This window comes from Subtercola frigoramans (assembly GCF_016907385.1).
In the GTDB taxonomy this organism is placed as follows: domain Bacteria; phylum Actinomycetota; class Actinomycetes; order Actinomycetales; family Microbacteriaceae; genus Subtercola; species Subtercola frigoramans.
Map to the genome: position 1 here is coordinate 3,595,005 of NZ_JAFBBU010000001.1, position 12,959 is coordinate 3,607,963.

Below are 12,959 nucleotides of genomic sequence, written 5' to 3' on the forward strand. Positions count from 1 at the left end.
GTTCGATACTGATCGGCGGCTCCGGCTGCGGGGAGGGGCGTCCAGTCCCCACCCCGCGGCCGGTGCTGGTGTGTCAGTTGCCGGCCGGCTTGACCAGTTGCGCGATGTCAGGCGCAGTCAGCGCCGAACCGAAATCGGTTCCAGCGACCTTGTCGCTCATGATCACGAACGAGGGCGCGTAGGCGACGTTGGTCACCCAGGCGTCATCGATGATTCCCACGGTCATGGCTTTCTCATACGCTGCACTCTGGCTGTCTGGATCGGCCGAGGTCTTCGCTGCGGCCAGAGCTTCGCTGATCGCCGGGTCCGTGGATCCGAACGGGTTGTACTGGGTGGGTGAACCAGAGAGAAAGTCGTTCATGATTCCACCGGTCTGGCCCGCACCGTAGTAGTAGGTCAGGACACCGAACTTCTTCGCGAGCGCATCTGTCGACAGCAGGCTGGCGTCGCTGTAGAACGCGATGGTCGCCTTCACGCCGATGTCAGCCCAGTTCTGCACAATGGCCTGGGTGACTGCGTCAGCTGGTGCGGTGCTCACCGAGGCGATCGTGAACGAGAAGCCGTTTGCCAGCCCTGCGTCGGCCAGAAGCTTCTTGGCCTTCGCCGGATCGTAGGCGTAGGCGTCCGAAACAGTCTTCGAGAAGCCTGCATTCTCGGGCAGGGTCAGCGAACTGCCCCAGAGCCCATCTTCACCCCATGCCGCCTTGACGATGGTCTCCCTGTCGATTGCGTACGAGAGCGCCTGGCGCACCCGAATGTCGGCAAGCTCGGGCACCACCGTTCCGTCGCGGTCGGCGAAGTTGATCCCGAGGATGGATGCCGGGGTCGTCTTCACGGTCAGGCCTGCCGCCTTCGCAGACGTGGCTGTGGCCAGGTCGCCGCGCATGATGTCTGCGTCACCCGCTGCGAGCGCCTGGTACGACGCTGCGTTGGAGCCCGAGACCTGGATCACGACCTTTCCATAGTGGATGTTGTCGGGGTTCCAGTAGTTCGTGTTCGGAATGTAGACGTAGCTGCTGCCGGCCACCGTGTGTTCGGTGTCGAGCACGTAAGGGCCTGCTCCGAACGTCTTGTTCTTCAGGGTCTCTGGATCGGCCAGGCCTGTCGGTGCGATCACCGAACCTGTGAGCGATCGCTGCGTGAGGAACCGGGGAACTGTGGAGTTCGACGTCGCGAGATGCATGACAACGGTATCGGCGCCGGTGGCTTCGGCCTTGGTGTCTGCCCCTCCGAGCCAGGCCTTCCCGTTCACTCCGTTCGTGACGATGTAGTTGATCGAGTCAGCAACAGCCTCCGAGGTCATCTCCGTGCCATCGGAGAACTTCACGCCTGTGCGCAACGTGAGCTCGAGCTCCTTGCTCTGGTCGTCGAGGAACTTCCACGAGGTGGCGAGATCCGGCTGCAGAGTTCCATCCGGCGCCAACCGGATGAGCGGGTCATAGGTGAGTTGGCTGTACCAGCTGCCCACGGTGTCTGCGTTGGCGAGAGCCGGGTTGATGCTGGTGGGGGCCGCCGCTGCAACGAGCGTCAGGGTCTTGGACTCGGTTGCACCGGCCGTACCTGAGTCACTCGACGCACACCCGGCGAGGGTGAGCGCGGCGACCGACACAACAGCCGCGAAGGCCAGCGTGCGGCGAGGACGCCGCGCTACTGCCTGGATGACGTTCTTTTTCATGGAACTACTCCGATTCATAGAGGGAATTGCATTCGGGTGACTGGTGTTGCGTGGTGCAGATTTGCAGTGCGATGTGGTGCTGGATGGTACGTCTTCTGGCGCGCCTGGTCGGCGCGTGGGTCACAGCCCGAGTGGCGCCCCGGCGGGATCAACGGCGAGCGCTTCCCATTGCCGGCGACGCTCGCGCTGGATTCGTGGGTCAGGGTAGGGCTCCGCAGCGAGCAGTCTCTTGGTGTACAGGGCAGTCGGTGCCGAGTAGACCTGTTCCGCCGTTCCCATTTCAACGATGCTGCCGCGGCTCATCACGGCGATGTCGTCACTGAGGAGCCGCACGATCGAGAGGTCATGCGCAATGAACAGATAGGACGTTCCCGTGTCTCGCTGGATCTCACGGAAGAGATTCACGATCTGCGCCTGTACAGACAGGTCAAGCGCGGAGACCGGCTCATCGCACACCACGAGTCGGGGGGCGGGCATCAGGGCCCGGGCAATGGCGATGCGCTGGCGCTGGCCGCCAGAGAAGGTACCGGGAAATCGGCCGAGCGCCGCCGTTCCGAGACCGACCCGTTCGATCAGCTCGGCAGCGCGGTCACGTGCTCCTCGTCTCGACATCTGGCGGCTGGCGACGAGCGGCTCCGCAAGGATGTCTCCCACGGTCTTCGCCTCGTTGAGCGAGCTGCGAGGATCCTGGAACACCACCTGCAGATCACGACTGAGTCGCTGCCGGGTCTTACGGTCGACCTTGGTGATGTCTTCGCCGGCGAAACGGATCGTTCCACTCGTCGCACGGGCCAGACCGAGGATGCTCCGTCCGACGGTCGACTTACCTGACCCGGATTCCCCGACGACGCCGAGGGTCCTGCCCTGGTCGATGTGAAGCGAGATGTCGCGCACCGCAGTGAAGGCGCGGCGCCCGTGGCCATAGGTCACCTCGAGGTTCTCGATCTGCAGCAGTGGGGTTGCGGCGCTCATGCCCGTGCCTCTTCCAGTTCGTTCTCGCGGCCCTGGGACGGAGTCGAGAAGACTCCGGTGACGACGGGGAGGTCGACGCCAGGTTCGGCGCCGTGTGGATTCGAGACGAGCAGCGCCCTGGTGTAGGGGTGCGACGGGTTTGCGAAGATGGTCTCGGCATCGGCCTGCTCGACGATCTCGCCCTTGTACATGACAACAACGCGGTCACAGACGTCGGCGACGACACCCCAATCGTGGGTGATGATCAACACGCTCATCCCGATCTCGTCACGCAGGCGAATCAGAAGCCCGAGGATGCCTGCCTGCACGGTGACGTCGAGCGCGGTGGTGGGCTCGTCGGCGACCAGGAGTTCAGGGCGCCCGGCGAGCGCCATCGCGATCGAGACCCGTTGCGCCATTCCACCAGAGAGCTCATGGGCGTACTTGCGCGAGACTGCTTCCGGATCCGGCAGCTCGACCTGGCGAAGCAATTCGAGCATCCGGGTCTTGATGGCAGCACCGGTCAACCCGTCGTTCCGACGGATGACCTCGCCCAGTTGCGCGGCTATCCGATAGTTCGGATCGAGCGCGACCATGGGCTCCTGAGCGACATACGCCACGCGTCTGCCTCGAAATTCGGCGAGCTGCCTGCCTGACAGCCCCACGAGATCGGTTCCTGCAAAGACTACGGCCCCGTCCGTGATCGCCACTCCCTCACCGATCACACCGAGAACACCGAACGCAACCGTCGTTTTGCCCGAGCCAGATTCGCCGACGAGCCCCACGATCTCTCCTTTGCCGATAGTGAAGGAGACGTCTTTCACGATCGGAACGATCTCGGCGCCCGACCGATACCCGACACTCAGGTTCGTCACTGACAGCAGCGCACCGGTTGGCACCTTCTGAACGGTCTCAGGGCGCGGTTTTCGCGGGTCTCTGGTGAGCTTGGTCACCGCCCAGTTGCTCGCCATCCGATCCCGGAGGGTGTCTCCGAGAATCCCGAGAGAGAAGGACGTGAGCGCAATGACGCCGCCAGCCGCGTAGAGCACGAATGGATTGAGCGTGATCTGCCGCGCGGCCTCGGAGACCATGCCGCCCCACGTCGGCTCTGGGGGCTGGGCTCCGAAGCCCAGGAAGCTCAGGGCGCTCTCGATCACCAGGGCCAGGGCGGCGAACACGGCGGCCTGCACGATGATCAGTCCGCGCACCCGGGGGAGGATGTGCTGGAAGATGATGTAGAAGGGGGCAAGGCCCGAGACTTTGGCCGCGTCGATGAAGAGCTCGTTTCGAACAGCTAGGGTAGCCCCGCGGATCAGGAAGAACATGGTCGGCGATGCGACGAAGCCGAACACGGCCATCGCGATGTAGGTGTTGTCTCGGAATACCGAGAGCACCACGAACAACACGATGAACGACGGCGTCGAGTGGATGATCATATTGACTGCGGAGACGCTCCGGTCCGCGATGTTGCCGAAATACCCGGCGATCAGCCCTCCGACAACGCCCACCAGCAAGAAGATGATGACGGCGCTGGCGACACCGATCAGGCTCGTCGTTCCACCGAACATCAGGCGGGACAGTACATCGCGCCCCACCGAATCTGTGCCGAGCAGGTTGTTTGCACTAGGCCCAGCAAACACTTCCGTCAGGTCCTGTCTGTACGCGTCGTGAGGAGCAAGCCATCCCGCGAGAGAGCAGGCGAGAATCACAATGGCGAGCCAGAGCACCGCACAGGCGGCCAGAACCGCGCGCCCGCCGTGCGGAAGCTTCAGTCGCGAGGCAGAAGGTGCAGCAGGGACTGCTGCTGTTGGAACGGTCATCGGGTACCGACCTTCGGGTTGAGCAACGAATAGATGATGTCTGCGAGGAGGATCGTGACCACGGTCACGATCGTGTAGGCGAGTACGGCACCCTGCAGGACGGAGAGGTCATGATTGGCCGTCGCAGTTGCCACCTGGGATCCGAGCCCGGGGATCGCGAAGACGATCTCGAGTGTGGCGGTGGCAGAGAAGAAGTTGATGAACGTCACGGCGAAGGCAGCGACGATCGGCACAGACGCGTACCGAAGCGCATGCCGGAACAACAGCGAGCGCCGAGGGACGCCGTTCGCTTGAAGAAAGCGGATGAAGTCCCGGCTCAGCGCCTCGGAGAACGCGTCACGGGTCTGCTTCGCAATGAGCGCGATTCCGGCCAACGCCATTGCCGATACCGGGAGGATCAGATGCCTGATCCACCCCCAGAAGTCCTCAGAGGGGTTCTCATATCCGATCGCCGGCAGCAGGCGCAACTGGCCCGAGAAGACGACGATGAGCAGGAGTGCGATCCAGAATCCCGGAACGGCTATCCCGACCATGCCCAGGGTGTCGAGTATGCGGCTCAAGGCACCCCCCTTGATGGCGGCGAAGAGCCCCAGGGAGATGCCGATGATCGCAGAGACCACTGCTGCGAGCAGGGCGAGTGACAGGGTCGGCCAGAACCGCTGCAGCACGATGTGGCTCACGGTATCGCCCGTGTAGATCGACTTGCCGAGGTCACCGTGCAGCGCGTTTCCCACCCAGCTGAAGTACTGCACCAACACCGGCTTGTCGAGCCCAAGGTCTCGAGTCAGGGCCTGCACGCTCTCGACCGTCGCGCTCGGGCCGAGAAGCACGAGCGCGACATTGCCGGGAATGAGCGAGGCCAGGAAGAACGTGAGAAAGGTCATCACGAAGAGCACGGGTATCGCAAAGGCGACCCGGGAGAGAATCATGCGCACCATGAGAGGACCTGGCCCCCTAAGCGGAGGGAAGCATCGAAGCGAGCGTTGCCCGATCGTCTACCGTCAGCGACAGGAGAGGAGGGCGCGGCACTCCAGCAGGGCTCCCCAGAATGGCGAGTCCTTCCTTCACGGCTGTCGGCAGTCCTCGCGAGACGATGAACTCGAGGAACGGCTTGAGTTCCGTGTAGATCGAGGTCGCCAATTCGAGATCGCCCTCCGCAAATGCCCGGAAGAGTCCTGTGACCTCCACGGGTCGCAGACAGATGGCAGCAGTGCACCACCCGCGGGCGCCTGCTTTGAGCGCTTCGAGCACGAGGGGGTTGCTCCCGTTGTAGAAGGGCAGTTCACCGCCGGTGAGTTCGGTGAGAGCCGTCATCCGTGAGATGTCGCCCGTCGACTCCTTGACCATGGTGACGTTGTCGATCGTGGCGAACATCTCCACGAGAAGTTCCGGCTTCATGTCGATACCCGAGGTGGTGGGGTTGTTGTACGCCATGATCGGAATGCTCAGCGCATCGCTGATCGAGCGATAGTGCTGGGTGATCTCCCGAGCGGAGAGGGGCCAGTACGAGAACGGAAGAATCATGACCGAATCGGCACCGGCATTCTGCGCGTAGACCGCCCTGTCAACGGTCTCTGCCGTTGTGAGGTCTGACGCGCCGACGATGACGGGAACGCGCCCGGCGACTTCGGCGATGGTCACATCGACCACAGCCCGCCACTCTTCACGGCTGAGATAGGCTGATTCCCCAGTGCTTCCGAGCGGAGCGATGGCGTCGGCGCCGTCGGCGACGAGTGTCGAAACGAGTTGGCCGAGCCGTTCCCGATCGATTCCGTCCGTTCCATACGGGGTGATCGGGTAGGCGATGATTCCGTGGATGTCGGGGGTGGTGGGCATCACATTCTCCTTGGCAGATGGGGGGTCGTAGCTCGATGTCTGCAAACTTACGATCAAACTGGCAAAAATTATGTGCCAATTGGCAAAACGCAATACGATGGTTACATGTTTGAAACATTTGCCCGGCAGGTCGGGCCATGATGGGAGACATGAGAAGTTGGGACACAGATGAGTGATCTGATCGGCACGAATCCGGGCAACAGCGTCGCGACGATACTGAAGGCCTATCGAACCAATCGCGCCATGACGCTTGCCCAGGTCTCGAAGCTGTCGGGGATCTCCATCGCTCACCTCTCGAGAATGGAGAACGGCGAACGCTCTCCCTCCGTCAAGATCCTTCTCCAGCTCTCCCGCGCACTCGGGGTGTCGATGGGCGAGCTAGCCGGCGCGCCCACGACGGAGAGTGAGGTTCACATTTCGCGCATCTCCGAGAGGGCCGAGATCTCCCTGGAAGACAGCCAGATGATCTCGCTGTCGGACCCGCGCTCAACCACACTCCAGGCGATCGAGCTGACGCTGATGCCTGGGCGCAGAGGCGAACCGGCCATGCACCTGGGCGAGGAGTGGATCCACGTCCTGAAAGGCAAGGTCGACGTGAGCGTTGACGGATTGGTCACCTCTCTGCAGAAGGGGGACGCCCTGCATTTCAGGGCTGAGCGAGCCCACTTCGTGCAGAACCCGACCGGGCGCCCGGCGACGGTCCTCGTTGTGTCCTCGATCGGCAGCGCCGCACTTCGTGCCAACCACTGATGAAGCCAGGGATTGTGAAGACCGCAACAGTATTGAGACACGTCAGCTTCGAAGACCTGGGTACCTGGGAGCCAGTTCTGAGAGCACACGGCTACGACGTCAGCTATGTGGACGTGCCCGACGCGCGCGACCTGCAGGCGACCTCGGCCGAGGACGCCGACCTGGTCATAGTTCTGGGTGGCCCGATCGGGGTCGACCAGACAGCCCAGTACCCCTTTCTCGTCGATGAACTCGAATTCCTCCGCCGTCGAATCGCGAAGGCGGGCCCGACGCTCGGGGTCTGCCTCGGCGCACAGCTCATCGCTGCGAGCATGGGAGCGACTGTCGAGGCGGGCACGGCGCCGGAGATCGGCTTTCTGACCCTCGATCTGGATCACAGCGACTCCGTTCTCGCCGGGCTTGGTGGAGTTCCCGTCTTCTCCTGGCATGCCGACCAGATTGTTCTCCCCGACGGCGCGACACTGCTGGCGCGAACTCCGGCCTGCGCATGCCAGGCCTTCGCGGTGGGCACGACGGTGCTGGGCTTGCAATTCCACCCCGAACTCGACGCCGAACACATCGAGCGATGGCTTGTCGGCCACGCACACGAACTCGCCGTGCGCGGAATCGACCCTGGGGTCATCCGTTCCGACGCCGAGCGACACGGGGCTCCACTTCACCGAGCTTCCGGCCTGATGTTGGAGAGGTGGCTCGACGAACTGGAGGCTCCCTGAGCCAGCGATTCACGTGCGGTCGCACCGCGGAAGGCAGGATAGGAGAATGACCTCCCCCTCGCCCTCTCCGTCTGTGCTAGTCGTCGGTTCCGGTATCGCGGGCCTGGCCTGCGCCCGGGTATTGCATGATAGCGGGGTCGCCGTGAGAGTCGTCGACCGCGGCAGAGTCGTCGGAGGCCGCCTGGCGACGAAGCGAGTGGATGATCGGCCCGTCGACATCGGTGCGCGATACTTCACCGTGCCTGACAGCTCCCTGCCGGGGGAATACGGGTTCGCGGCAGTGGTCGAGGACTGGGTCGCGCGCGGCCTGGCGCGCCCGTGGACGTCGACTTTCGACGTGGTCGCGCCAGACGGATCCCGCGAGCGCAAAGAGGGGCCGATGCGATTCGCGGCCCCCGCCGGAACGCGCTCCCTCGCCGTCGATCTCGCCGACCGGCTCCGCGCCGACGGGGTGACCCTCGAGCTGGAGCACGAGGTCAGCGGCGTCTCCGACCAGGGCGAGGTCTCGGGCATCCGGTATGACGCGGTGGTGCTCGCAATGCCCGACCCGCAGGCGAGGCGGCTGGTGGCCCCCGGCTCGAGTGTTGCGCTGGCACTGCAGGGGCCCGAGGAGTGGCTGCCGACCCTCGCCGTCGTCGCCACGTGGCCCGAACGACTCTGGCCCGCGGAGCTGCACGGCGCGTTCGTGAACGGGTCGGCGACACTGGCCTTCGTTGCAGACGACGGCGACCGGCGCGGCGACGGCGCGGCCGTTCTCGTGGCGCACACGACCCCGGAATGTGCCCGCCAGTATCTCGAAGAGCCGAGTGCTGCAATTGCGCCCGTCGTCGAAGCACTCGGCGCCTTTCTCGGCACTGCCGAACGGCCGTCCCAGGCCTCCGTGCACCGCTGGAGCTTCGCCCTGCCCGCCACCCAGCACGACAGCAACCACCTGCTGCGTGGGGCGATCGGGGTGTGCGGGGACGCCTGGGGAGAACGCTCGGCCGTGTCGACCGCCTGGTCTTCTGGAGCGTCGCTGGGGGGCGCGATCGCCGCAACCCTGGTCTGAATCACGCATCGAGATGTCGCCAGCGCGTCTGAAGCGCGTCATTGATACGTTTTGCATATGGAACCTGATGATTCAGATATTTCCCCTACACAAAGCGAACCCGTAGCGTACAAGGAGTTCGTTCCAGCGAAGGCACGGGGAGGCAGAGTGGCACTCGAGACCCGTCAGCTGCGCTATTTCATCGCCGTCGCCGAAGAACGCCACTTCGGTCGGGCCGCGGAACGGCTCATGATGGCCCAACCGCCGCTCTCCCAGCAGATCCGGCTGCTCGAGCGGGCACTCGGCACCGAACTGCTCACGCGCACCACCCGCAAGGTCGAATTGAACCCGGCCGGCGAGCTTCTCTATGAGCGCGGGCGCCGTATCATCGAAGACCTGCAATCGCTGGAGCTCGACGTCAAACGTGTGGGCGATGGCCTCGAAGGCGCGCTCCGCCTGGGCTTCACCGGCGCAGCGACCTACGGCATCATGCCCCGCGTCGTTCGGGAGGCCAGCCGCGCCTTTCCCGGCCTCGCACTGTCGGTTACCGGCGAGATGCTGACTCCGGGCCTCGTAGCCGAGCTGCTCGAGCACCGCATCGACATCGCCGTTCTGCGGCCACCCGTATCGTCAGAGCTCATCCAGCACACGGTCGTCGCCCGCGAGCGCATCGTCGCGGCGCTGCCTTCGAACTCCCGGATGCTCGAACTCGCCGCAATCCGCATGGACGACTTCCACAACCAGGTGCTCGTGGGGTACCCCGAGAACTCGACCGTGAACCAGACGCTCGCCGCCTGCTGGCTGCAGCACGGCATCCGGCCGCTGTATCGCCATCGGGTGTCAGAGACCTCGACGCTGCTGTCGCTCGTGGCGGCTGGGGTCGGAGCAGCGCTGGTACCGGAGTCGGCCACGAGCTTGAATCTGGGCGGCACCGTCTTTCGCGATGTCGTGGATGCCCCCATGGCCGAACTCGCCGTCGCGTGGCGCGTCGACGAGGATTCACGCGCTGTGCGGCGCTTCGCTCCTTTTCTCGAAGAAGTCATCAGAGACCTGCAAGGAGAATCCCAGTGATCATCGACCGGATCGAAGCGATCCCGTATTCCATACCCATGGCCAAACCCCTGCACTTCGCGAGCGGTTCCGTGACGAAGATCGATCACGTTCTTCTCCGGATGACCACCGATACGGGAATCGTCGGGGTAGCGGACGTGCCACCTCGCCCCTACACCTATGGTGAGACCCAGGCCAGCGTGATCGGTCTCCTGACGACGCTGTTCGCAGACGCGCTCATCGGCACGGACCCACTGGACCGCGGTGTCATCCATTCGCGTCTCAACCGCACGATCGGCAACCACGCGACCAAGGGCGCCGTCGACATCGCCGTGTGGGACATCATCGGCAAGTCACTCGGCCAACCCGTACACCGCCTGCTCGGCGGGTACACCAACACCGTGCGCGCCGCCCACATGATCGGTTTCGCCGACGGGCCGGAGATGGTGGAGGAGGCGCTTCGCTACCGCGAGCAGTACGGCATCTCTGTCTTCAAGGTCAAAGTCGGGCGGCGGCCCCTCTCGCTCGACATCGACCTCTGCTTCGCCCTGCGGGCGGGCCTCGGCTCTGACGTCGAGCTCTACCTCGACGCGAACCGGGGCTGGACGGCAAGTGAAGCGATCGAGGTTCTCGAAGCGACATCGGGCCTCGGGCTGACCTTCTTCGAGGAGCCCGATGACGCCCAGGAGATCCTGGGGCGGCGGCGGCTGGTCGGCCTCTCGCGCATCCCGATCGTCGCCGACGAATCCGCACCCACGCTGGGAGACGCCGCGCGCGAGATCCAGACCGGAGGAGCCACGGCCCTCAGCATCAAGACGGCCCGCTCGGGATTCTCTGAGTCGCAGAAGATCCTCGCCTACGCCGAAGCGCTCGGTATCGACGTGATCATGGGCAACCAGATCGACACGCAGATCGGCAGTACGGCGACAGTCGTCTTCGGTGCGGCCTTCGAATACTCGTCCCGGCGGGCCGCCGAGCTGTCGAACTTCCTCGACATGTCCGACGACCTCGTGGCCGAACCGCTGGTCATCAGCGGCGGTTCGGTTTCGGTGCCCACCGCCCCCGGCGTCGGGGTCGAGATCGACCCCGAGAAGCTGGCCCACTACCGCCTCGACGAAAGGAACTGACGTGATCTACCTGGTACGCATGGATGTCGCTCTGCCAGCGACGATGCCGGAAAGCGACGCGACCGAACTCAAGGCACGCGAGAAGCGATATGCCCAGGAGCTCCAGCGTGACGGCCGGTGGGCAGAACTGTGGCGCGTTGTGGGCGAATACGCGAACTATTCGGTCTTCGACGTAGCGGGCAACGACGAGCTTCACGAACTTCTCGCCGGCCTCCCGCTCTTCCCGTACATGCGCATCCAGGTCACACCGCTGGCCGCGCATCCGTCCCGGATAGCTGCAGAAGAAGACCTGGCACCCGGGAATCCGTGATCCACACCACCGCACCATCCCGCACGACCCCCCGCACCACCCACCACCCCCGCAAGAATCAATTGACAAAGGAGTTCGATTCATGACTACAGAAGATTTCACCACCGAGTTCAGCGCGAAGGCCGCAGACTCGGGTGCGAACGCGACGGCGGCGTTCGCCAGCCGGGTCGCCGCCTCGACCGGTGCAGCGGCCGACACCGCCAGAGTGAACCTGCTCGCGACGCGCGCGATCAAGGCGCTCAACGACCTCATCATTGAGGAGCGCGTCACCTACGACGAGTACAACGCCCTCAAGGCCTGGTTGATCAGGGTCGGGCAAGACGGCGAATGGCCCCTGTTCCTCGACGTGTTCGTCGAGCACTCCGTCGAGCAGGTCGCCAGCGATCACCGTGAGGGCAGCAAGGGCACCATCGAAGGGCCCTACTACGTCGAGGGGTCACCCGAACTGCCGTGGGACGGCACCCTGCCCATGCGCGCCGACGAGCCCGGCACGCCTCTCCTCTTCCAGGGCACCGTGAAGAGCACCGACGGAACCGCCCTCTCCAACGCGAAGATCGAACTGTGGCACGCCGACGACCTCGGCTTCTACTCGCAGTTCGCCCCGGGCATCCCCGAGTGGAATCTGCGCGGATCGTTCACCACGAACGAAGACGGGCAGTTCCAGATCACGGCCATCAAGCCGGCTCCGTACATGATCCCGACCGACGGTGCCTGCGGCCAGCTCATCGATGCCGCCGGATGGCACGCGTGGCGACCTGCCCACATGCACCTCAAGGTGTCCCAGCCCGGCTACGAACTGCTCACCACACAGCTCTACTTCCCGGGCGACCCGCACAACGACGACGACATCGCCGGTGCGGTCAAGCCGGAGCTGATGCTCGACCCCCAGCCGCGCGCCGACGGCGAGGGCCTGGAGGTCACGTACGACTTCCTGCTCGACCCCGCCGCCTGAGTCCGGTCGGGCAGTGACAGGCACGGAGGGACCCCGGTCATCGGTTCGTTACGATTGAACTGATCGCGGGTCGCCTCCGGCCTGCGGGAGGTCTGGAAGCCAGAGAATCCATGAAGTCTGATGCGGTCGCAGCACTCGATTCGATTTCGGCGACCGAGGCCTTTGACCCCCTGCACGTCGCCCGGTACGCCGAACTCTTCACCAGCGCCACGATCGAGAAGCTGCCACAGACCGACCGCGAGGCGATGCACCTGATCCTGCTGCTCGTGAGGGTGTCGAGCGTGATCAGCTTCGACCTGGAGGCGCGCGCGCAGCGCCCGTCGGGCTTCAGTTCACCCGGCTTCTACCTCTCGGGAATCCTCTGGCTGGCCGGGCCCCTCGAGAGTTCCCGCCTTGCTGCCATCGCGGGCATGAGCCGGGCAGCCGTCTCTGCTCTGGCCAAGACCCTCGTCAAACACGGCGTGCTCCTGCGCTCCCCCTCGCCGAGCGACGGCCGTTCTGTCATCTACTCGCTGACGCCCGAAGGCACCCGGATGATCGCAACGGCCTTCGGTCGCGTCAACGCCCGCGAGTCGGAGTGGGCGTCGGCCCTCTCGCGTGACGAGCAGGCGGATTTCGTGCGCCTGCTCGAGAAGGTTCTTCGCGGGAGCCCGGCCGCCGGATCGACCGGTGACACTGGCGCCCTGCCAGACCCGTCGACGGCGTCCCCCGAGGTCTGACCAGCGAAAAGGTCGGGTTGGGGCGTCCG

General features: G+C 64.5%; 13 protein-coding genes. 8 read left to right on the forward strand and 5 right to left on the reverse strand.

All coding sequences use genetic code 11. The annotated features are described in order from the left end of the window. Positions 1–73: 73 nt before the first annotated feature. The 5 genes from JOE66_RS16575 to JOE66_RS16595 all read right to left on the reverse strand — a co-directional run bounded on the left by JOE66_RS16575 (position 74) and on the right by JOE66_RS16595 (position 6,282). Positions 74–1,675, reverse strand: coding sequence for an ABC transporter substrate-binding protein (locus tag JOE66_RS16575; RefSeq protein ID WP_205111310.1), 1,602 nt, complete (start codon positions 1,673–1,675; stop codon positions 74–76). A 120-nt stretch (positions 1,676–1,795) separates the two neighbouring features. Then, positions 1,796–2,647, reverse strand: coding sequence for an ATP-binding cassette domain-containing protein (locus JOE66_RS16580; RefSeq protein ID WP_205111312.1), 852 nt, complete (start codon positions 2,645–2,647; stop codon positions 1,796–1,798). After that, the gene (locus JOE66_RS16585; RefSeq protein WP_205111314.1) at positions 2,644–4,446 is read right to left on the reverse strand and encodes a dipeptide/oligopeptide/nickel ABC transporter permease/ATP-binding protein; all 1,803 of its coding nucleotides are present in this window, start codon (positions 4,444–4,446) and stop codon (positions 2,644–2,646) included. The genes JOE66_RS16580 and JOE66_RS16585 overlap by 4 nt, the downstream gene beginning before the upstream one ends. Beyond that, positions 4,443–5,375 (reverse strand): ABC transporter permease, encoded by a 933-nt coding sequence (locus JOE66_RS16590; RefSeq protein ID WP_205111316.1) that lies wholly within the window; start codon positions 5,373–5,375, stop codon positions 4,443–4,445. Before JOE66_RS16590 ends, JOE66_RS16585 begins: the two co-directional genes overlap by 4 nt. Before the next feature lie 25 nt (positions 5,376–5,400). Continuing rightward, a complete protein-coding gene (locus JOE66_RS16595) occupies positions 5,401–6,282 on the reverse strand; it encodes a dihydrodipicolinate synthase family protein (RefSeq protein WP_205111318.1) in 882 nt (293 codons plus the stop codon). A 168-nt stretch (positions 6,283–6,450) separates the two neighbouring features. Here JOE66_RS16595 and JOE66_RS16600 point away from each other — a divergent pair, with 168 nt between their 5' ends. The 8 genes from JOE66_RS16600 (at position 6,451) to JOE66_RS16635 (ending at position 12,930) form a co-directional block, all read left to right on the forward strand. Further along, on the forward strand, positions 6,451–7,032 hold the full coding sequence (locus JOE66_RS16600; RefSeq protein WP_205111320.1) for a helix-turn-helix domain-containing protein: 582 nt from the start codon (positions 6,451–6,453) through the stop codon (positions 7,030–7,032). A 14-nt stretch (positions 7,033–7,046) separates the two neighbouring features. Continuing rightward, entirely contained in the window at positions 7,047–7,745 is a 699-nt protein-coding gene (locus tag JOE66_RS16605; RefSeq protein ID WP_205111322.1) for a glutamine amidotransferase, read from the forward strand. A gap of 46 nt (positions 7,746–7,791) precedes the next feature. Continuing rightward, positions 7,792–8,793 carry an NAD(P)/FAD-dependent oxidoreductase gene (locus JOE66_RS16610; protein ID WP_205111324.1) on the forward strand — a complete coding sequence of 334 codons (1,002 nt, stop codon included), beginning with the start codon at positions 7,792–7,794 and terminating at the stop codon, positions 8,791–8,793. 147 nt (positions 8,794–8,940) lie between these two features. Then, positions 8,941–9,843 carry a LysR family transcriptional regulator gene (locus JOE66_RS16615; RefSeq protein WP_205111326.1) on the forward strand — a complete coding sequence of 301 codons (903 nt, stop codon included), beginning with the start codon at positions 8,941–8,943 and terminating at the stop codon, positions 9,841–9,843. Beyond that, positions 9,840–10,949, forward strand: a complete 1,110-nt coding sequence (locus tag JOE66_RS16620) for a mandelate racemase/muconate lactonizing enzyme family protein (RefSeq protein WP_205111328.1) — start codon at positions 9,840–9,842, stop codon at positions 10,947–10,949. The genes JOE66_RS16615 and JOE66_RS16620 overlap by 4 nt, the downstream gene beginning before the upstream one ends. A gap of 1 nt (position 10,950) precedes the next feature. Further along, positions 10,951–11,259, forward strand: a complete 309-nt coding sequence (gene catC / locus JOE66_RS16625) for a muconolactone Delta-isomerase (protein ID WP_205111330.1) — start codon at positions 10,951–10,953, stop codon at positions 11,257–11,259. 82 nt (positions 11,260–11,341) lie between these two features. Next, the gene (catA, locus tag JOE66_RS16630) at positions 11,342–12,211 is read left to right on the forward strand and encodes a catechol 1,2-dioxygenase (protein ID WP_205111332.1); all 870 of its coding nucleotides are present in this window, start codon (positions 11,342–11,344) and stop codon (positions 12,209–12,211) included. A 110-nt stretch (positions 12,212–12,321) separates the two neighbouring features. Then, a complete protein-coding gene (locus JOE66_RS16635) occupies positions 12,322–12,930 on the forward strand; it encodes a MarR family winged helix-turn-helix transcriptional regulator (protein WP_205111334.1) in 609 nt (202 codons plus the stop codon). Positions 12,931–12,959 lie beyond the last annotated feature (29 nt).